Source organism: Variovorax davisae, from assembly GCF_030316845.1.
GTDB classification, from domain to species: domain Bacteria; phylum Pseudomonadota; class Gammaproteobacteria; order Burkholderiales; family Burkholderiaceae_C; genus Variovorax; species Variovorax davisae.
This window is the reverse complement of record NZ_JASZYS010000003.1, coordinates 569,852-588,734: the sequence shown is the minus strand read 5'-3', so window position 1 is coordinate 588,734 and position 18,883 is coordinate 569,852. Positions and strand designations below refer to the sequence as shown.

The 18,883-nt window shown below is 63.5% G+C and carries 23 protein-coding genes; 10 read left to right on the top strand and 13 right to left on the bottom strand.

Annotated features, from left to right (window positions below; genetic code table 11):
* Nucleotides 1–6: 6 nt before the first annotated feature.
* The 3 genes from QTI33_RS10305 to QTI33_RS10295 are packed head-to-tail and all read left to right on the top strand — an operon-like array spanning nucleotide 7 to nucleotide 2,792.
* Nucleotides 7–879, top strand: coding sequence for a branched-chain amino acid ABC transporter permease (locus QTI33_RS10305; protein ID WP_286505728.1), 873 nt, complete (start codon nucleotides 7–9; stop codon nucleotides 877–879).
* Complete coding sequence (locus QTI33_RS10300; protein ID WP_286505727.1) at nucleotides 872–1,942, top strand: branched-chain amino acid ABC transporter permease; 1,071 nt, start codon at nucleotides 872–874, stop codon at nucleotides 1,940–1,942. Before QTI33_RS10305 ends, QTI33_RS10300 begins: the two co-directional genes overlap by 8 nt.
* Nucleotides 1,943–1,946: 4 nt before the next feature.
* The gene (locus tag QTI33_RS10295; protein ID WP_286505725.1) at nucleotides 1,947–2,792 is read left to right on the top strand and encodes an SDR family NAD(P)-dependent oxidoreductase; all 846 of its coding nucleotides are present in this window, start codon (nucleotides 1,947–1,949) and stop codon (nucleotides 2,790–2,792) included.
* Between the two features lie 342 nt (nucleotides 2,793–3,134).
* On the opposite strand, the gene QTI33_RS10290 is transcribed toward QTI33_RS10295, so the two are convergent.
* The 3 genes from QTI33_RS10290 to QTI33_RS10280 all read right to left on the bottom strand — a co-directional run bounded on the left by QTI33_RS10290 (nucleotide 3,135) and on the right by QTI33_RS10280 (nucleotide 6,262).
* Nucleotides 3,135–3,404, bottom strand: a complete 270-nt coding sequence (locus QTI33_RS10290) for a hypothetical protein (RefSeq protein ID WP_286505724.1) — start codon at nucleotides 3,402–3,404, stop codon at nucleotides 3,135–3,137.
* Between the two features lie 409 nt (nucleotides 3,405–3,813).
* Nucleotides 3,814–5,253 carry an amidase gene (locus tag QTI33_RS10285; RefSeq protein WP_286505723.1) on the bottom strand — a complete coding sequence of 480 codons (1,440 nt, stop codon included), beginning with the start codon at nucleotides 5,251–5,253 and terminating at the stop codon, nucleotides 3,814–3,816.
* Between the two features lie 151 nt (nucleotides 5,254–5,404).
* The gene (locus QTI33_RS10280) at nucleotides 5,405–6,262 is read right to left on the bottom strand and encodes a Bug family tripartite tricarboxylate transporter substrate binding protein (protein WP_286505722.1); all 858 of its coding nucleotides are present in this window, start codon (nucleotides 6,260–6,262) and stop codon (nucleotides 5,405–5,407) included.
* Nucleotides 6,263–6,385: 123 nt separating this feature from the next.
* On the opposite strand from QTI33_RS10280, the gene QTI33_RS10275 reads away from it, so the two are divergent.
* Nucleotides 6,386–6,787 (top strand): LysR family transcriptional regulator, encoded by a 402-nt coding sequence (locus QTI33_RS10275; RefSeq protein ID WP_286505721.1) that lies wholly within the window; start codon nucleotides 6,386–6,388, stop codon nucleotides 6,785–6,787.
* On the top strand, nucleotides 6,756–7,325 hold the full coding sequence (locus tag QTI33_RS10270; RefSeq protein WP_286505720.1) for a LysR substrate-binding domain-containing protein: 570 nt from the start codon (nucleotides 6,756–6,758) through the stop codon (nucleotides 7,323–7,325). The genes QTI33_RS10275 and QTI33_RS10270 overlap by 32 nt, the downstream gene beginning before the upstream one ends.
* Before the next feature lie 172 nt (nucleotides 7,326–7,497).
* Here the strand turns inward: QTI33_RS10270 and QTI33_RS10265 are convergent, their stop codons facing one another.
* Nucleotides 7,498–8,451, bottom strand: a complete 954-nt coding sequence (locus QTI33_RS10265; protein ID WP_286505719.1) for a GlxA family transcriptional regulator — start codon at nucleotides 8,449–8,451, stop codon at nucleotides 7,498–7,500.
* A 126-nt stretch (nucleotides 8,452–8,577) separates the two neighbouring features.
* Between QTI33_RS10265 and QTI33_RS10260 the strand changes: the two genes are divergently transcribed.
* Together QTI33_RS10260 and QTI33_RS10255 are read left to right on the top strand one after the other, a co-directional pair.
* Nucleotides 8,578–9,267 carry a M24 family metallopeptidase gene (locus QTI33_RS10260; protein WP_286505718.1) on the top strand — a complete coding sequence of 230 codons (690 nt, stop codon included), beginning with the start codon at nucleotides 8,578–8,580 and terminating at the stop codon, nucleotides 9,265–9,267.
* Between the two features lie 437 nt (nucleotides 9,268–9,704).
* Complete coding sequence (locus QTI33_RS10255; protein WP_353506323.1) at nucleotides 9,705–9,944, top strand: amidase family protein; 240 nt, start codon at nucleotides 9,705–9,707, stop codon at nucleotides 9,942–9,944.
* Between the two features lie 486 nt (nucleotides 9,945–10,430).
* Here QTI33_RS10255 and wrbA read toward each other — a convergent pair whose 3' ends face one another.
* The 5 genes from wrbA to QTI33_RS10230 form a co-directional block, all read right to left on the bottom strand.
* Nucleotides 10,431–11,033: an NAD(P)H:quinone oxidoreductase gene (gene wrbA, locus QTI33_RS10250; RefSeq protein ID WP_286505716.1), complete on the bottom strand. Its 603-nt coding sequence runs from the start codon at nucleotides 11,031–11,033 to the stop codon at nucleotides 10,431–10,433.
* 135 nt (nucleotides 11,034–11,168) lie between these two features.
* Nucleotides 11,169–11,624, bottom strand: coding sequence for a carboxymuconolactone decarboxylase family protein (locus tag QTI33_RS10245; protein WP_286505715.1), 456 nt, complete (start codon nucleotides 11,622–11,624; stop codon nucleotides 11,169–11,171).
* Nucleotides 11,621–12,025, bottom strand: a complete 405-nt coding sequence (locus QTI33_RS10240) for a cupin domain-containing protein (protein ID WP_286505769.1) — start codon at nucleotides 12,023–12,025, stop codon at nucleotides 11,621–11,623. The genes QTI33_RS10245 and QTI33_RS10240 overlap by 4 nt, the downstream gene beginning before the upstream one ends.
* A 55-nt stretch (nucleotides 12,026–12,080) precedes the next feature.
* Entirely contained in the window at nucleotides 12,081–12,791 is a 711-nt protein-coding gene (locus QTI33_RS10235) for a nitroreductase (RefSeq protein WP_286505714.1), read from the bottom strand.
* Between the two features lie 3 nt (nucleotides 12,792–12,794).
* Nucleotides 12,795–13,343, bottom strand: coding sequence for a 4-hydroxylaminobenzoate lyase (locus tag QTI33_RS10230; protein WP_286505713.1), 549 nt, complete (start codon nucleotides 13,341–13,343; stop codon nucleotides 12,795–12,797).
* A 110-nt stretch (nucleotides 13,344–13,453) separates the two neighbouring features.
* Between QTI33_RS10230 and QTI33_RS10225 the strand changes: the two genes are divergently transcribed.
* From QTI33_RS10225 to QTI33_RS10215, 3 genes are all read left to right on the top strand, one after another.
* Entirely contained in the window at nucleotides 13,454–14,434 is a 981-nt protein-coding gene (locus QTI33_RS10225) for a LysR family transcriptional regulator (RefSeq protein WP_286505712.1), read from the top strand.
* A gap of 120 nt (nucleotides 14,435–14,554) precedes the next feature.
* A complete protein-coding gene (locus QTI33_RS10220) occupies nucleotides 14,555–15,535 on the top strand; it encodes a tripartite tricarboxylate transporter substrate-binding protein (protein WP_286505711.1) in 981 nt (326 codons plus the stop codon).
* Nucleotide 15,536: 1 nt separating this feature from the next.
* The gene (locus QTI33_RS10215) at nucleotides 15,537–16,322 is read left to right on the top strand and encodes a nitroreductase (protein ID WP_286505710.1); all 786 of its coding nucleotides are present in this window, start codon (nucleotides 15,537–15,539) and stop codon (nucleotides 16,320–16,322) included.
* A 110-nt stretch (nucleotides 16,323–16,432) separates the two neighbouring features.
* On the opposite strand, the gene QTI33_RS10210 is transcribed toward QTI33_RS10215, so the two are convergent.
* The 4 genes from QTI33_RS10210 to QTI33_RS10195 form a co-directional block, all read right to left on the bottom strand.
* The gene (locus QTI33_RS10210; protein ID WP_286505709.1) at nucleotides 16,433–16,675 is read right to left on the bottom strand and encodes a helix-turn-helix domain-containing protein; all 243 of its coding nucleotides are present in this window, start codon (nucleotides 16,673–16,675) and stop codon (nucleotides 16,433–16,435) included.
* A 49-nt stretch (nucleotides 16,676–16,724) separates the two neighbouring features.
* Nucleotides 16,725–17,369 (bottom strand): HD domain-containing protein, encoded by a 645-nt coding sequence (locus QTI33_RS10205; RefSeq protein WP_286505707.1) that lies wholly within the window; start codon nucleotides 17,367–17,369, stop codon nucleotides 16,725–16,727.
* A gap of 156 nt (nucleotides 17,370–17,525) precedes the next feature.
* Nucleotides 17,526–17,780 carry an SDR family oxidoreductase gene (locus QTI33_RS10200; protein WP_286505706.1) on the bottom strand — a complete coding sequence of 85 codons (255 nt, stop codon included), beginning with the start codon at nucleotides 17,778–17,780 and terminating at the stop codon, nucleotides 17,526–17,528.
* A gap of 213 nt (nucleotides 17,781–17,993) precedes the next feature.
* Nucleotides 17,994–18,767 (bottom strand): HD domain-containing protein, encoded by a 774-nt coding sequence (locus QTI33_RS10195; RefSeq protein WP_286505705.1) that lies wholly within the window; start codon nucleotides 18,765–18,767, stop codon nucleotides 17,994–17,996.
* Between the last annotated feature and the right edge of the window lie 116 nt (nucleotides 18,768–18,883).

Here is an 18,883-nt window from a genome sequence, read left to right as displayed (position 1 = left end):
GATCGAATGACTGAATTTACCCAACAGGTCGCTGCCGGCTTCGTGAACGGGTGCATCTACGCAATGATCGCCCTGGCGCTGGTCATGATCTATCGCGCGACCAACCATGTGAATTTCGCCCAGGGCGAGATGGCGATGTTCTCGACCTACATCGCATGGATGCTGATCGCCGCGGGGCTGCCGTACTGGGTGGCCGCGGTTGCGGCCGTGGCGTTCGGATTCGTCACCGGCGCACTGGTGGAGCGTGTCGCGCTGCGCCCTCTTCACGATGCGCCGTTGCTCGCGATCGTCACCGTGTTCGTTGCACTGATGATCATCATCCAGAGTGCGGCGGGGCTGATCTTCGGCCACGAAAGCCACAGCCTCCAGAGCCCGTTCGACAGCTGGGGGCAGTTCGGTGGTGGGCTGCTGTCCGGCCATGCGATCGGGACCGTGGTGGTCACGCTGGCGGTGCTGCTGTCCATGAGCGCGTTCTTCCGTTTCACACGGCTCGGGCTGGCGATGCGGGCAGCGGCGTTGAATCCGCTGTCTAGCTCGCTGTCCGGCGTGAACGTCAGCCGGGTCCTGATGATCGGCTGGGGTGTGGCCGGCGCGATCGGGGCCGTCGCCGGCATGCTCGCGGCACCGGTCGTTTTTCTCGGGCCGCACATGATGAGCGGCATCATGATCTACGGCTTTGCCGCAGCGGTGGTCGGCGGTGTGGACAGCCCGCCAGGCGCCATCCTGGGCGGGCTGGTGCTCGGCATCGGCGAGAACCTGCTGGGCGCCTACGTGACGGGCAACGAACTCAAGCTCACGATCGCGCTCGGGCTGATGTTCGCCGTGCTCGTGGTGCGGCCGCAGGGCCTGTTGGGCGGAAAGGCGGTTCAACGTGTCTGAGCTCGCGAAGAACCACACGAATAACCGCACCGTGGGCGCGACGGAGTTCTCGCGCTTCTTCCACGGCACGCCGGCGCTGGTGCTGGCGATGCTGCTTGCGATCGCCGCCGTGCTGCTGCTCCAGGGGTACTGGGCGTTCAAGCTGTCGAGCATCCTCATCCTGGCGCTGGCCGTGCGCAGCCTTCAGTTGCTGATCGGCACGAGCGGCCAGATATCGCTCGGCCACGGCGCCTTCTTCGCGGTCGGCGCCTACACGGCCGGCATGCTGCTCTCGCCCCAATGGCTGCCCGCGTACGCGACGGTGCCGGCCGCCATGGTGGTCTGCGGACTGCTCGGGCTTCTCTTCGGGCTGCCCGCAACGCGCCTGTCGGGTCCCTACCTGGCGCTGGCCACCTTCGCGCTGGCGGTGGCGCTACCTCAACTGCTGAAGCATCCGCTGCTCGAACCGCTGACCGGCGGCGTCAGCGGGCTCAGCCTCGATCCGGTGGTCGTGCCGTTCGGCTTCCTCGGCCTGCAGGCGGACCAGTGGAACCTGTTGCAGACGGCGGTCTGGACCTTCCTAATCTACGGCGTGCTGCGCCGGCTGCTGGCCGGGCCCGCGGGGCTGGCCTGGCTTACGCTCAGGGACCATCCCACCGCGGCCACTGCCGTGGGTGTCGACGTGCGGAAGTGGCGGGTCGCCGCATTCGCGGTCAGCTCGGCCGCCGTGGGCGCCGCCGGCGCGCTGAACACCAACCTGACGAACTTCGTCTCGCCCGACAGCTTCACGGTGTTCCTGTCGCTGAGCCTGCTCGTCGGCGTCGCCCTGGCGGGGTCGAACTCCGGGCCGGGGACGCTCGTGGCTGCGGTGTTCCTCTCGCTCGTGCCCGACATCGCCGAGAAGGTGTCGCAGGAACTCACCGGTGTGCTGTACGGATGCGTGATGCTCGCCGCAGTCTTCGTGGTGCCGCTGTTCGGCAAGTGGCGCCGGCGCGCCGCAGTAGCCGCAGCGGCATCGATGGGCGCCGGACTCGTCGTCGCGCGCGACAGCAATGAATCAGATCGCTTAGCCAAGGAAGTTTGAAAGCATGCAAAGTCAGAACAAGCCGCTCGCAGGAAAAGTCGCCGTCGTCACAGGCGCAACCCGGGGCGTGGGCAAGGGGGTCGCGCTGGCCCTCGGGGAAGCGGGCGCGCTGGTCTACGCGACCGGCCGCACCCTTGCACCGGGCGCCTCGAACTGGCCCGGTTCGCTGCAGGAAACGGTCGGCGAGATCGCACGGCGCGGCGGGACCTGCATCCCCATCGCCTGCGACCACGCCGACGACGACAGCGTCAAGCGCGTCTTCGAGCGGGTCCACGACGAGCAGAGCGGGCGAATCGACGTCCTGGTGAACAACGTGTTTGCCGCACCCGCGCAGATGCCGGTCAACGTGCCGTTCTGGGAACTGGACGACGAGATCTGGGAGACACTGCTGCGTGTCGGTCTGCGTTCCCACTACATCGCCAGCCGCTGCGCCGCGCCGAGGATGGTCGAGCGGCGCCAGGGGCTGATCGTCAACACCTCGTCGGGCGGCGCGGTGCGCTACACCTTCAACGTGCCCTTCGGCGTGCAGAAGGCGGGCGTCGACAAGATGGCCAAGGACATGGCCCATGACCTCAAGCCTTTCAACGTCGCATCGGTGGTGATCTGGCCGGGTTTCATCAAGAGCGAGAAGTTCCTGGCGCAACCCGATCGGGTGCCCGCGCCGCTGGCCAGGCGGATCATGGAAAGTGGGGAGTCGTCCGAGTTCGCGGGACGTGCCGTGGCGGGTCTCGCCGCCGATCCCCAGATCATGGAGAAGACCGGGCAACTCCACCTCGTCGCCGAGCTGGCGGAGGAATACGGCTTCACGGATGTGGATGGGCGCATGCCGGCAAAGCCGGCACGCGCATGACTAGGTCTGGTGCGATTCAGCCCGTCGGGGAAGGTGCGGAGGTGTGTGTCACTCCCTTCCAGGAAGATGAGTGAACTAGGCAGAAACGTTAGCCACTAGTCGGCCTCGGATATGGCAAGGATGATGGGTGCGAAGCGCCACCGCTGGCGTGCCGGCTGGATGGCATGGACTCTCGGACGGTCGTCAACGCGCTCATCAAGAGCGCTCGCAAGCTGCCACAGGAGCTCTACCTTGGTGCCATCGGCCTGGATCGACCCTTCCGAGGTGTGGACCGTTTGCTCTTTTGGACCTCGCCGCGCGGCAGCGCGGTTAAATTGACAGCGCGACCTTTGGTAGAACCCTTCATACACCGAGGGGGCGTCTGGCGGAGACGACAGAGGTGCCCGCGCCAACAAGCGGCTTTCCGAAGGGGGACAGGCCTTGCAGAATTCGAACTGCAGCCGCCCCTTCGATCAGTGACTGCGAGTAATCGAGCGCGGCCGTGGTAGCTGAATCGACCGGCGCATAGGCAAGACACTCTTCAGAATCGGCGTCGACAGCCTCCATCACAACCCAATAGAACTGCCCTTCCTCGAGTTCCAGCACAGTAAGGGCCAGATCGCGTTTGCTCATGTCATTCCGGTGATCGTCGTATTGTCAATCGGCCCATTATCAGCAGCAGAAGCTGGGGCACCAAGGAAGTTCCACACGCGAATTGCAAGTCTCGTCGTCCCGAAAAGGAACCGAGCGCTACTAGACAACCTCTGCGCGGGTAGCCATCCAAAACCAGCGGCGGGAACGACTTCCGCGGCTGGAGTGCAGCTCGAACGTAGTCCGTACGCGCCCGATGCCTGGGACGTCGACTTCGACGGCGGCGTGCGTGTTTGAACTTCGAGCCCGCTCAGGCCCTCGGGCCCCGGCTCAATCCGCACCCGTGATAAGCCAGGTTGCGTTCGTGACCGCTTTCGAGCGTGGGGTCATTCTTCTCAGGGGTGACCGTCGCCATCCCGTCCACTCTACTTCGATCTCCGGCGCTTTTCACCTAGTCGTAGGCCCTTCGCGTGGGCACCGATTGCTCGATCGCAGCTGCCGCACGCAGCATGAGGATTTCCCGGAAGGGCGCACCTACTATTTGAACGCCTAACGGCAAGCCGTCACCGTGTCCCACAGGCACATTCAGTCCGCCTAGACTTAGCGCCGCCACCGAAATCAGTGGCGACTGCTCGTCCAGCAACTTCTTCATCACCTCCCCTCCTCCAAGATCGTCATCCCATTTCATGGGCAGCCGGCACGATGTGGGCATAAGCAGAAGAGGATACCGAACGAAGAGGGCTTGCCACTTACGACGTAACGCATCACGCCTTGCCAGGGCCGTCACGTAGGTGCGGAGGTCCGGATCCGGCGCGCACGAGGCCATCGCGTGTATCGACGTCAAACTAACGGCGTCGTCCATTGCATCAACGTCGGCAAACATTCCAAACCGTTCCTCCGTGATCACGATCGAAAGCCAGAGGTCCAACGCGTCCTGCATCGACGGTACTTTGACGGGCTCTACCTTGTACCCTGCGGCTTCCAGGGCACGAGCGGCGGTATTCAAAGCGTACTGGATCTTCGACGGGAGAGCTACGCCTTCAATCTCATCGACCAACCCCACGGCACATGCTGCGTCGTCGTCTGGGTAGTCCAGGGGTGTATTGACCCAGATTGGGTCGGCCTGACCGTCCACGGCCATTGCTCGCAATGTAAGTTCAAGATCGCGCGACGTTCGCGCGAGCGGCCCTTGGGCCGAAAACAATTGCAACCCTGCAAAGCGCGTGGGCACAGTGCCGCTCAACGCGGGCACGCGCCCTGGCGTAGGGCGAAGCCCTAGAACACCGTTCACGTAAGCAGGATATCGGATCGATCCAGCGATATCCGTGCCGTGAGCCACTGCTCCCATACCTGAGGCCACAGCCACCGCCGCACCCCCACTGGATCCGCCGGAGGTGACCTCGTCACTCCAAGGATTAAACGTCCGCCCATGTATCGGGTTCTCCGTGAACCACCGATGCGAGAATGGTGGCACGTTGGTTCGCCCTGCAATGATCGCGCCCGCACGCCTCAAGTTGGCGACGACCAGACTGTCGTGCTGTGCCACGCGCACCTTGTAAGCAGGCACGCCGTTAGTGGTTGCCTGTCCTTCAACATCAGCGTTCAGCTTGATTGTAATTGGCACGCCGTGCAGAGATCCGACCGCCGCGGCACCAGAAGTGATTTCCGCGTCGGCCCGTAGCGCCGCCGAGATCTCCGCGTCGCGGTCGGACTGGACAATCGCATTCAGCTTTGGGTTAACCTCATCAATGCGCGTGTGAAAAGCGACCATGACCTCCAACGAAGAAATGGTGCGCCTCTTGATGTGCGCCGCCAGATCGGTCGCGTCCCATTTCCAGAGTTCGGCCGGCAGAAAGGCCGCGGGGCGAATAGACGTAATTCCCTTTTCCATGCAGCGCTCTCAGTCCATCTTGATGTTGTATCGGGCAACGACACCCTGGTACCCGGCAGCTTTGGCGTCTAGCTGGCGACGCAGTTCCTGAGGGCTCCAAGACACGGCTTCGAAGTTGAAAGTACTGAAGCGCGCTTGCACCTCCGGACTGTCAACTGCAGCTCTGAGGTCGCGGTTGATTCGCTCGTTGATTGCGGCTGGCGTGTTTGGGCGTGAGCAAGACAACAAATCCGCTGGCCTCGACATTCGCCGGTCCTCCCGCCTCGGCAAAGGTTGGGACATTCGGGAGCGACGCCAAGCGGCGCGACCTTGCGATCGCTAGATATTTCACACGCCCACCTTCATACACCGATTGAGTCGAAGCCATTGCGCCGAGCGCCCAGTCCGTCTCTCCTGTGCTCACCGCCGTGTAAAGCTGTCCCATCTCCTTATAGGGAACATGGAGCATGTGAACGCCGGCAGCAGTCTCGAGCATCGCTGACTGGAGATGCGCCGTTGTACCAACGCCCCAGGTTCCGTACGTCACCGCATCGGGCTTCGCCTTGGCCGCTGCAAGAAGGTCACCGACGTTCTTCCAAGGGGAACCTGCCGCCACCACGATGAAGAACGGGGTGCTGTAGAGGGCCCCTGCTGGCTCAAAACTGTCGAAGATCCGGAAGTTTCTGCTCTTGAACAGCGTAGGCAAGGCGCTGATGGCGTCTCCATCGTGCATCAGGATGGTGTGGCCATCAGGCGCCGCGGCCTTCGCTGCGTTGATCGCAATGAACCCAGCGCCCCCCGGCCGGTTGTCTATCAAGACAGGCTGCTTCCACTTTGCGCTCAATAGTTCACCGACCGCCCTCATCATGGTGTCGGGACCGCTCCCGGCCGAGAAGGTCGTGAGGATCGTCACCGGCTTCGAGGGAAACGATGGTCCTCCAGTGTCAGCTTCTGCACCCCCTACGAAGGCCAGGGCAAGCGCAGCAGTGAGAACAGAAGCGGCCAAGTATCGATGTGCAAGCAGCGGCATGGAGTGACTCCTGGTTGTGATTAGGTGAATGTCTCGGAGAGATTCTTGTCCGCAGCAAACGGCTTCGGCAACACGCGGCCCGGATACCATCTATCGAAATTCTTGATACCTCGGAGCTCTGAAATGGCCGCACTTGACCTCGAATGGATCGCCGTTTTCGATGAGGTGTACAAAGCATCGAGCGTGACGAAGGCCGCCGAACGACTAGGTTTGACACAGGGCGCTGCCAGCACGGCGCTGAATCGACTTCGGGGTTTCTACGGCGACCCTCTGTTCACCCGAACGTCCCGCGGAATGCTGGCAACGCCTCGGGCGGATGAGCTTCAACCCGTGCTTCGTCAAATCAGGGAGAGCCTGGAGGGCACGCTAACCGGGAACAACGGCTTCGACCCTTCCACTTCGCGACGGGCCTTTCGGATCTGCATGACTGATCTTGGAGAGACCTCTCTCCTCCCTGCTCTTCTGAACACCCTGCAGTCATCCGCCCCCAGGCGTGCGGATCGACGCGGAACGCATTGGGAGTGAAAGCAGGCGCAGGCTGGAGGAAGGGCTCGTCGACCTTGCAGTCGGCTACATGCCTCAGCTTGATGCTGGCTTCTATCAACAGTCCCTGGTCGAGCAGGATTTCCGATGCATCGCGGCTGCATCCCATCCGCGGCTACGACGGCGTTTGACGGATCAGATGTACAGCGCCGAACGTCATATCGAGGTCCTGACAGAGGGTACGGGGCATACCGGGGTCATACAGAACGCGATCCGTGCGGAGGGCATCGTGCGTCAGGTCGCGCTCCAGGTACCGAGCTTCCTGGCGGTCGCCCAGATCGTGAGCGAAACCGATCTGCTTGCGATGGTTCCGACGCATTACGCGCTCTTAACCCAGCGGCGGGAATCCATCAAGGTGTACCGCCTCCCGTTTCCCTCGCCGCGATATGTCATCAAGCAGCACTGGCATTCGCGATTTCATCGGGACCCCGCAAACATCTGGCTTCGCCAGACCGTGGCCAAACTCATGCCTTCCACCGTGCGACGGGAGCCGCTAACAAACAGGCAAACCGGCAAGTAGGTCCATCAGACGACCCGGCGCGGCAGCGCGTCCGTGGGCGGCGCGCGAGTTCAGAAATCGCGCACGTTCCACTTGTATCCTACCCGCCCTCCTTCGCTAGACCTCGAGCTCGGGGCGTACGCGTGCGTTGCCGCACTGGCAGAGCGAAGAGCGCATCAATCGATGTTTCTGGCTACCCGGCGAACTGCCTTCGGTACTCGCTCGGGCTAACGCCGATGCGGCGATTGAAGGCACGACTGAACGCATCCAGATTCGCGTACCCGACGTTCGCCGCAAGCCTCTTCAGGGCATCGCCGGAGTCCTCCAGCTGGCGCCGCGCCTCATCGATCCTGGCCTTTTCGACGAACTGCGCCGGCGTCATGCCCGTCTCCTCGTGGAACACGCGGGTGAAGTTTCGCTCACTCATCCCGGCAAGCATGGCGAGCCGCGGCACCGACAGATCGGCCTTGAGGTGCAATAGCACGTGCTCCTGTACTTTTCGAATCTGCGACTTCTCCGCGGTCTGCGCGGCAAGGTTGGCGCTGAACTGGCTTTGCCCGCCTGGGCGCTTGAGAAACATGACCAATTCCCGCGCGACGCGCAGCGCGAGATCGCGTCCGTGGTCTTCCTCGACCATCGCAAGGGCCAGGTCCAACCCGGCGGTCACGCCCGCGGACGTGTAAAGCTTGCCGTCTTTCACGTAAATCGCGTCAGGCTCCAGAAGCACTTGAGGGTTCTGGGCTCTTAACTGCGCAACGTCGTTCCAGTGCGTCGTCGCTCGTCTTCCATCCAGAAGTCCGGCGGCCCCGAGAACAAATGCTCCCGTGCACACAGACCCCAGGCGCCGCACGGAGCGCGACTGCATTTGCAGCCAACGATGCAATTCCTGGCCGGAGCGCAGCGCCTCAACTTCAGGGCTGCCCGCAACGAGCAGGGTGTGGAGCTTTCCGCGAACGGTCGAGACGGTGGCATCCACGGCCAGTCGTAATCCGCAGCTACTGCGAAGCATGCCCGGCTCAGTGCCGATCACCTCCACGGAATAAGCCCCGGGATCACCCAGCTGCCGTGCCGCTTCAGCGAACACGTCCGCGGGACCCGAGACATCCAGCAGTTGGAAGCCAGGAAAAGCAAGGAGTCCTATGCGCATGGCGGAAGTCGCTGCAAGTTTGGCGGAAAACACCGGGATCGGGCCAACCGGCCGCGGCGATTGTGGCGGAAAATTCCCGCAACGGCAACTCACGCCACGCGGCAACTCAACCCACGGCACGAAACCATGAACGCATCAATACTTGAGGCAGAGCGCGTTGGAAGCGCATTTTCCGAAGACGGGATGCTCGCTGCACGCCAGTTCACCCGTACAGCAATCCAGCAAATTGCTGAAGCAGTGCGCCCGGGGATGCTCGAGGAAGACGCGGTGGAACTCGCGAAGAGCGTGCTCGCAAAGTTGGGTCTGCGTGCGACATGGCACCCGGTGCGCGTGCGATTCGGCATTAACACCATCAAGGCGATGAAACAGCCTTCCGTGCCCGGTGTGGTCCTGAAAGAGAACGACATCTTCTTTGTGGACATCGCTCCTCGCTATGAAGCGTGGGAAGGAGACGGCGGCGCGACCTTTGTGGTCGGACACGACGAGCAACTGGAGCGCTGCGCACGCAACGCGGAGGAGCTGTTCCACGAGGTCCGCGAAGCGTGGCGTCGACACGACTGGACTGGCACCCGTCTCTACGAATACGCCGACCAGCGCGCGAGGCAAATGGGCTGGGAGTTGAATTTCGATCTGCCTGGCCACCGTCTGTCCGACTTCCCTCATGCGGCGATTCACACAGGTTCGCTGGCGCAGGCCGCGTTCTCGCCGTCACCCTCGCGGTGGGTGCTTGAGATCCATTTGCGCGATCCGGCGGAGCGTCGATTCGGCGCGTTCTTCGAGGACCTGCTCCTGGACGACCGCTTCTATGAGCAATGAATGATGTTCAATCTAAATGGAGCACAGAGTTCAGTTCCATTCAACTTGATCTTTGCGGATCATCGGCGAGATGGCCGCCGCGCGTGGTGAGCCCGTTGCATCGCACCTCTCATCGTCTCGTCAAGGAACTCCCCTCAGACCCTGGTCTCCGTTTGGATCGTACGCGCCGGACGATCCCTCTTCTTTGACATTCGTGCGGACGGCGCTGCACGGCTAAAGCAGGAGCTGCATGATGCATGCCTCGCTTCATGAATCACCGCGATCCGTTCGGGCGGACCAATCCCGTTCTCCAGCGGCGGAAGCCGCACCAAGAGCGTTCTTTTTCTTGCACTTCGAAGCCCTGTCCCATTCTGGGAGGGCGCTCGCGTTTCCCTCCGACGAAAACGGTTTGGTGAATCTGGACGCCATGCCCACGCGTACCCGAAACAATTATCTATATGCGCGGGCCATGCTCGGACGCGAATTTGCCTGGCCTAGTGTCCGTTGCGCGAATGCGGATTGATCCTCCCGCCGCGTCGGTACCTGCGGGCTTTACCCGCGATGGCCTCCCAGTGGGACTTCAGATTGTTGGCCGCCATCTCGATGACAGGCTTGTTCTGAAGGCGTCACGTGCTTTCGAGCGCGCACGTCCTTGGGAGCATCACCGGCCGTCTCTGATGGAAGAACTTGGGCTCTAGCCGCGAACGTCCTTCAATGGGCTGCACGTCCGCCACCATGCAACGATGCAGACTCGGCCTACTGATCAAATTGACGGGGAATCCCCTAGTCTAGGTGTTGAGTTGCAATAGGTTGTCCTCGACCAAGCTCTCGTTGCGATAGTGGATCGAGGTGAGCGAGCGAGTGCGGAGTTCGGTATAGGGCTTCGTGTCCTTCATGCGGCGTTCTCGTTGTGAAGCTTGTGGCTGAGGGTCGGGATGGGAGTCCTCCCGGTCCTTGCAGAGAAGCCTTTGCAGCAGCTTCGCAACCTCGACGATGCTGTGCGCATGCGGACCAGCACGATGTCAAATGGCGCGGAGCGCAGTGCCTGCGGGGCGCCCTCCGCATCCCACCGAACGGTAGCCAAGCCTCGAGTCTTCGAGACTGCATCCAGGATGCAATGCCGCCGGCGCACCGTCTTTTTCCCCGATCGCCGCCCGCACCTTCCGACAGGATCGGCGCGTGCTTCAGCCGTGGAGCTTAGTCGCGATCGTGGCGACGTGACGGCCCTGGAACTCCGCCATGCCCAGCTCCTGCTCGCTGGGCATGCGCTCGCCCTGGCCACCGGCGATAGTTGCCGCCCCGTACGGGCTGCCGCCTTTGATCTCGTCGATGCCCATCTGGCGCCTCTCCGCATAAGGCAGGCCTACCACGACCATGCCATGGTGCAGCAGGGTCGGAAGGAACGTGAGGATGGTGCTCTCCTGGCCGCCGTGCTGGGTTGCCGAGGAGGTGAACACGGACCCTACCTTTCCAACGAGTGCACCACTCATCCATAGCGGTCCAGTCTGGTCGATGAAGGTGCGCATCTGAGCGCTGACGTTGCCGAAGCGGGTGGGAGCGCCGAAGACGATCGCGTCGTAGTTCGCGAGTTCTTCGGGCTTCGCGAGCGCGGCGGCCTGGTCGGCCTTGCCACCCGCTCCGCGGAACACGTCCGGGGGCACCGTTTCGGGCACCCGCTTCAAGTCCACTACGGTCTCGGGAACGCTGCGCGCGCCGCGCGCAACGGCTGCCGCCATGGTCTCGATATGGCCGTAGAAGCTGTGGTACAGGACGAGGACTTTTGCCATTTTGATTTCAGGTATTCGGTGATTCGTTGGGAAAGGCCACCAAAGTATTGGCCGCCACACGGCGGCACCATTGCCGGATCGGCAACGGTGCGACGAAGAAATGCGGGTGAATTGGCTCGGATCGAGCCCGAAGGTCTACTTCTTCAGGACGGCCTGCGGCGTGTTGCGGAAGCTGATCGCCATACGGTTGTAGGTGTTCATCAGCCCGATTGCCAGGGTGAGGTCCACCAATTCCTTCTCGGCGAAGACGTCGCGCGCGGCTTCGTAGTCTTCATCCGGCACGGCGGTGTCGGCGACGCGAGTCACCGACTCTGCCCAGGCGAGTGCGGCCCGCTCCCGCGGGTCAAAGAGATCGCCGGCCTCCCGCCATGCCTGCAGTAGCGCGAGTTTCTCGATCGGCAAGTCCTTCTTCAACAAGTCGCGCGTGTGCATGTCCAGGCAGAACGCGCAGTTGTTGATCTGGGACACGCGCAAGTAGACGAGGTCCACGACGGCGGGCGAGAGACCGCTCTGCGCGACGTAGCCATAGAGGGTGCCGAGAGCCTTAGCGCCAGCGGGAGCGAGTTGGTTGTAGTCGAGACGCATGGTCATGGCTTGTTCCTCGAAGATTCGGTTGAGGTAGTGGGAGTAGTGAGAGGGGTGTCCCCGGTGTCCAGCACGAAGACGGCGAGCAACCTGGCAGGCTCGGTCTTGCTCGCGTTGCGGCTTACGACGTGTCTTGCGCCCGGGGGCTCATAAAAGCTTTCCCCCGCATGCAGGACCTGCACAGGGCCGTCGTCGATCCGAGATTCGATTGCGCCAGAAAGCACGTACGCGTAGATGAACGCGGACTTCGCATGCACGTGCGGACGCGATGCAGCGCCGGGCGCGTAGTCCACGACGACTGAGATGAGCGACTTTCCGGGAATGTTGGGGATGGCTTGCCGGAATGCGGGGGTGACCTTCTCGGTCGTCTCATGGGCCGAGACGGAAGCGGGGCCAAGTGCGCCCATCGTGACCGCCACGACGCAGGCGAGCAGTGTGTTCTTCAAGTGAGTTCTCCTAGGTTCATTCGGGAAAGCCGACCATGCGAGCGAAATCCTGCACGCGCTCGCGCGACATCGCCGTTTGGTTAACGGGTGCATCGGGGTCGCCGTAGCCCATGGACATGCCGAAAGCCGTCACTTCCTCAGGTGCCATCCCGACATGCGAGGCGATCACGTCGTGGAATGGGGCGAAAGAGACCTGCGGACAAGTGTCGATGCCCCGCGCCTTGGCAGAGATCATCAGGTTCTGCGCGAAGAGACCGAGATCGATCCAGCTGTGCGGCTTCAGGCGGCGGTCGACACTGAAAAGGAGGCCGACTGGCGCGCCGAAGAAAGAGAAATTCCGTTCGGACTGGCGGGTGCGTGCCGCCGCGTCGCTGCGTTCGATACCCAGGGATGCGTAGTACCGAGCGCCGAAGTCCTGCAACCTGGCGCGGAACACCTCGGGCAGCGGCTCGGGGAAGTGTGCGGGCGCGGGAGTCGTCCCGGACCGCGACGCCGCGACCAGCGCCGCAGCCAATTCCTCCTTGGCCGCTCCGGTCACGACATACACCCGCCAGGGTTGGATGTTGGCGCCGCTCGGCGCGGTGGCCGCGTCCGACAAAATCTCCTCCAACAGCTTGCGTTCGAGCGGTTTCTGTTTGAAGGCGCGCACCGCCCGGCGGGAGCGCACGACGCTCGCCACACATTGCGCGACGGCCTCCTGGGCCCATTCACGAGGGTTCGTGGTCATGGCTCACTCCTGCGGCGCGGCGTGATACGAAATCCGGCCCGAAGGCAGGAAGAAGAGCGCGATGACGGCGCCTCCCTTCGCTTCGGGATAGTGCTGGCTGCCGGGCGAGGGCGCGGTCCACCCGCCGAAGCACCAGCCGTTCGGACCGTTCAAGGCTGCACCGGGCGTGACGGGCACAACCATGTTGAATTCGCCGTAAGGGTGGCCATGGTATTGGCCGCGGAACCGGTGGTCGGGATGGCCCTGCTCGTTCCCCGTGCTATCCATGTACACCGCAGTGATGCTGAAGTGGACGGTATTGTCCGAAGGTTCGGCGATGCGGCTGCGACGGTAGTGCGGGCCGTCGATCTCCACATTCGCCGCCCAGCCGTCTTCCACACCCTTCTTCACGAGGCTCGCGAGCGTCTGGTACAGCTCGCTGTCCGGCCCGTACTTCCGGTTCAGCCAGCGTTCGACCTCGGTGCTCGCCGTCATGTCCTTCACTTCCTCGAGGAAGGGGATGCAGTGGTCGATCAAGGCCTCTCGGTCTTGTATGAGTGTTTCGGTAATCATCGTGCGAGCTCCTGGTTGGCTGGTTGCGATGATGGGCGAGACTCCCCGGAGATGGAACTGATCTCTCTGCAAGTCCATAATGCATGCCGTTCATTAGCTGGAGTACGAAGATGGGCATCGGCCGGACAGACCTCAACCTGCTCAAGGTCTTCGATGCCGTGTACGAGGAACGCAACCTGGTCCTCGCAGGCAAGCGGCTGCACATATCGCAGTCAGCGGTAAGCCATGCCCTCGCCAGGCTTCGTGAACTGGTGGGGGACGAGCTCTTCATGCGCACGGGGAAAGGCATGGTCCCTACCGGCCGTGCCGCGGCGATGGCCCCTGCCTTGCGCGACTCGCTGCGGCGGATCGAGGCCACACTGGGCGTCGAGCCGTTCTCTCCGCAACAGTCGACGCGGCGTTTCGTCATCGCCGCGAATGACCACCTGACGACAGTCATCGTCGCACCGCTCTCGCGCGAGTTGCAGCGCTCGGCACCGGGCGTGGACCTCGTCATCCGTCCTTTCACCCGGCTCGACCTCGCGGAGCAGATTGACCTGCGCCGCATCGATCTGGCCATCGGCATCTTCTCGCAGGTGCCTGGCCGGCTGAACTCCCGCACGCTCATGTCGCAGGGCGAAGCGATCCTGATGCGAAATGGGCATCCTGCTTCGCGCCGCAAGCTCACGCTCCAGGACATGGCGAAGTTCCCGCTGGTCACGCTTTCGGTTGGGGGCGAGGAAGAAGGCGCGGTGGGCGGCTTCATTCTGGAGCGTGGCCTTGCGCGGCAGTCCGAGATGTTCGACCGCCACGCGCTGGAGGAGGCGCTGCTTACGGCACAGAAAGTCCCGCGCGCGCGCGTGACAGTTCCACACTCGCTGGCCATCCCCGCCCTGCTGCGCGAGACCGAGATGTTGTCCATCGTGCCCGCCTCGCTTGCCATGGCACTGGCGAAGAACAGCGACCTGCTGCGACGGCAACCCCCTTATCAGGCAGGAACGTCCACAATTCGGGCGGTCTGGCACCGCCGCGACGAACACGACGAGGGCCATGTCTGGCTGCGCGAAGCGGTGGCCGCAATGGCACGTGTCGCCGAGGACGCGCTCGGTTAGCGGCGCAAACGGGCAAGTTGAATGGCATGCACTTTGCCCATGCAAAGACTTCAGTTCCAACTCGCGCGCCAGCCGACCATGATTCGGTCATACCAATCATTTAGCGAAGCGAGGTGCGGAATGGACGCAATCAATCGGCGCGCTTTTGCGCGCATCGCCCTGGCCGTGCCGGCCGCGGGCTGGCTACCGCCGGCGTTGTCCCAGACGGGCGTGGGCAAGCTGGTCGTCGGCTATCCCCCGGGGGGAACTCTCGACACGACGGCACGCCACCTGACGGAGGCCTGGCGCAAGCAGGGGCGCCAGTACATCGTGGACAACCGTGCGGGGGCCGCCGGCCGCATCGCCAACAGCCAGTTGAAACGTGAGCGAGCGGACGGCAGTGTGCTCCTGTGCACGCACGCATCCGCGCTCACGATCTACCCGCACGTCTATGCACGGCTCGCGTACGATCCAGCGGCAGACTTGGTGCCGGTGTCGCCAGTGGTCGCCGCGACCTGTGCGTTTGCCGTGAGCAGCGCTACGCCGGCCAGCGTACATGACCTGCAGACGTATGTCGAATGGGTGCGTCGCACGCCGAGCTCCGCCACCTATGCGTCGCCCGCGGCCGGCTCCTTTGCGCATTTCCTCGGATACCAGCTCTCCGACACCGCGGGACTGAAGCTGCAACACGTGGGCTATCGCGGATCCGCACCGGCGATTCAGGACCTGATCGGTGGGCAGATCCCGGCGTACTTCGGGTTCGTCGCCGACTTCCTGCCTTACCTGCAACAAGGCAAGCTCAGGATCCTGGGTGTCTCCGGCGAGAAGCGCTCCGCCTTTCTGCCCACGGTACCCACCTTCATCGAGCAGGGATACTCTAAGGTTCTCGGGGTGGAGAACTATGGGGTCTTCGCGCCACCCGGGACCCCCGAGTCGACCGTGCAGGCGGTGCATGCATCCATCGTTGCCGCAGCCAAGGATCCAGCGCTGCGCTCGGCCTTCGAGAAGGTCGGCCTGGAGACGCTGACCCTTCCGCCCGGCGAGTATGCGAAGCAGCTGCAGGCCCAGCGGGAATTCTGGCGTCCCATCGTGCAGGCTTCCGGGTTCCGCTCCGAGGACTGACATGGACACGGCTAACTGCACTCAGGCGGAAATTGCGCGCTGTGTCGACCGGGTGCTGCAGTCACGCCGGTCCACGCGCGCGTACCGACCGGACCCGCTCCCAGCAGAGACGGTGCTCGAGATCCTCGACGCCGCCGCGACGGCGCCCAGCAATTCGAACACGCAGCCTTGGCGCGTGCACGTGCTTGCGGGCGCCGCCCTGCGCGAGTTGGGCGACGCGCTGGTAGCGAGCTTCCGGGAAGGAAGCCTGCCCCCGTCACCCCATTTCCCGGATCCGCTGCCCCCGGAATTCGGCGAACGACAGGCGGACTTCGCGACGCGGTACTATGGCTGTCTCGGAATCGACCGGCACGACGCCGACGCGCGCTCCGGACAGACCGAGAAGAACTTCCACTTCTTCGGCGCGCCGGTCGGCCTGCTCTTCAGCATTGACCGGCGCCTGACGGCACACAGCTGGCTCGACGTGGGGCTGTTCGTGCAGAACGTGATGATCGCCGCCGGGGCACGCGGCATCGCCACGTGCCCGCAGGTGTCGTTCGCACGCTTCCATCCTGTGATCGCTTCCCGCCTGGGCATGTCCCCAGACCACCTGACCGCCTGCGGCATGTCCATGGGCTTCGCCGAAACGGCCGCGGCGGTGAACCAGGTCCGCATGCCGCGACAGGGTGCGCGCGAGTTCGCGCAGTTCGTCGGCTTCGAGCCTGCCCCACCTGCGCGCGCGGCGACTGTGCTCAGTCCACAAACTGTTTCCGATCCTCACGTGGACTCACCCCGGGCCGCCAAATGAACGTGCGGCGGAAGGCCTCCACGTTCGCGTAGCCGACCTTCGTCGCCAGCCGCATCGATGGGCATCCTAGTCCTTGAGCCGGCGCGCCTTCTCGACGAACCGCTCCGGCGTCATCCCGTCCCGTCGCGGAACACGCGCGCGAAATTGCGTTGGCTCATGCGCACGCGCGCGGCGAGCCGGGGCACTGACAGGGCGGCCTTCAGTTGGGACACGACATGATCCTGCACATTGCGGATGTCCGACTTCTCCGCGGCTGTGCCGCGAGGTGCACGCTGAACTGGCTCTGCCCGCCTTGGCGCTTCAGGAACCATGACCAGTTCTCTCGCCACGGGCAAGGACTGCAGTCGGTCCATTCCTCACCTCAAGAGAACGCCAGCAGGCGCTCCTGAAGCTGCAACCGCATCATCCCTGCCACTTCGACGCGTGGATGACTGTGCACATATCGACCCGCTGGAAGTGCGGGTCCTTGTGCGCGAGGAAGTCGTCATTGAAGGTGCCGACGGTGCTGGCGGGGCGGTGCTTCATGCCTTCGTAGAAGGCATCGATGATTCCGGTCTTGAAGTCGACTTCGCGTGGAAAAGCGGCAAGGACCGCCTGGCGTTCCGCGTCCGTGAACTCGTCGTAGCCCCGACCGGCAACGTCCATGCCCGCGGCCGCCTGGACGAGGGCGATCTCCGCCCGCATGAACTGCGGGATGCCGGGGGTAGTGTGGAGGGCCACGGCGTTCCAGACCGCCTCGATGTCCGTTTCAGAAATGCCATGGCTCCGGAGGAAATCACCCGCCGCGTTCGCGCCGTCCACTTCAAAGCGAAGCTGACTGTTCTCGTACCTAGCCGTCAGGCCGATGTCGTGGAACATCGAGGCGGCGTAGAGCAGTTCGGCGTCGTACTTCAGCCCTTTGCGACGCCCTGCGAGGCAGCCCCAGCAGTAGCAGCGCAGGGAGTGGTTGTAGAGCAGGTCGCTCTCGGTGTCGCGAACGAACTCTGTCAGCTCGCGGGCGAGCTGGCTATCGGGGATGCGTACTCCGGAAACTTCTTTGGGCGTCATAACTTTCCTCGACGGGTGGTAATGGTGGCAGTGGGACGTCTTGCCGTTGCAGCTCGCCAATGCGGATTGCGCGGCACCGCGATGGCGTCATCATCAGCTGCCGGGGGACGGAATGGAACTGAACTCTGTGCAAGGACAACTTGCATGCGGCTCAAGTCACCGGCACGACGGAAAGTCACTCCAGACGCGCGTGCGTCGGATCATCTGCCCGCCGCTGGCACCCAGCCGCCGTACGTTGACCCATGCAGCCGCCTCCGAGCAGAGAAATGCGATGACCGGGCCGATGTCCTCCGCCTGCCCCAGCCTTCCGAGTGCGGTGTTCTGGGCGATCTTGATCAGCAACTGCGGGTTGGCTTCGTACACCTCGCGGCTGAAGTCGGTGGCGATGGGGCCGGGTGCGATCGCGTTCACGCGGATTCAGCGCGGGCCGAGCTCCCTGGCCCAGTCGCGCACGAGCGTTCCACGGTCGATTTCATCGCCGCATATCGGCCATACCCCGGGATCGCGATCCGCGTCAGGCCGAGGAGACGCACACGATCGCGCCCAATGCAACCCGCATCGGCTGCTACGCGCCCTGGCGCGCGATCGTGAGACGGGAGGCTTCCGCCTTCCCGCCTGCTCCCGCTATTTCCCGCTGGCCCAGGGCGACTGGCGCACCAGGCTGCTGAAGTCCCTGCGCCGGAAAGCAGGATCCCGGGACGCAATGACGTCCGCCAGGCCGGTGCCCTGCGTGGTCTCCGGGCGGTGCTTCAGGCTTTCGTATACGTCGCGCAGGAAGTCGTCCGCGAACGATGGCGGACGCGGGTGGGCAGCCTCGACCGCGCGCCGCTGCGCGCTCGTGAAGTCGCCAAAGCCTGCCCCGACGAGGTCCATGTTGGCACCCTCAGCCAGAATCTGTGCGATGGGATCGAGATGGCGAGAGATGCCATTCGTCGTATGCAGTGCGATCGAAAGCCAGACTCTCTGGGCTTCCGCCTCAGGCCTGCCGTGGCTGCGCAGGAACTCCCGTGCAGCGTTGGCGCCATCCACCTCGAAGCGGAGATGGCTCTCCCCATAGCCGGCCGTCAGCCCGTAATCGTGGAACATGGCAGCGACGTAGAGAAGTTCGGGGTCGATGGCCAGCCCCTTGCGCTTTGCGACCAAGGCGGCCCAGTAATAGACCCGCATCGAGTGCTCGTACAAGAGCTCACCCTCCGCCTGTCGGATGGCCTGCGCCGCGTCGCGCGCCAACGCGGTGTCGGGAATCCTCGTGTCGGAGAGTGGATCGCGTTCGTTCAGGACGGCCCTGTCCCGTTGTGGCGCGACCGCCTGGGCATGAGCGTTCGGTGCCGCGATGCATGCGGCCAGCGTGAGCGAGATAGAGATAGAGATGCAGCGAAGAGTTTCACCTATCCTCATGGCGGTTCCTTGTATGACGGACACGTTTTCCATGCCGCGAATGATGACCCGCGGCGCACGTGGATGGAACTGATGTCTCTGCACGCGGTAGATGCATTTCGTTCAATGCGCTTCCC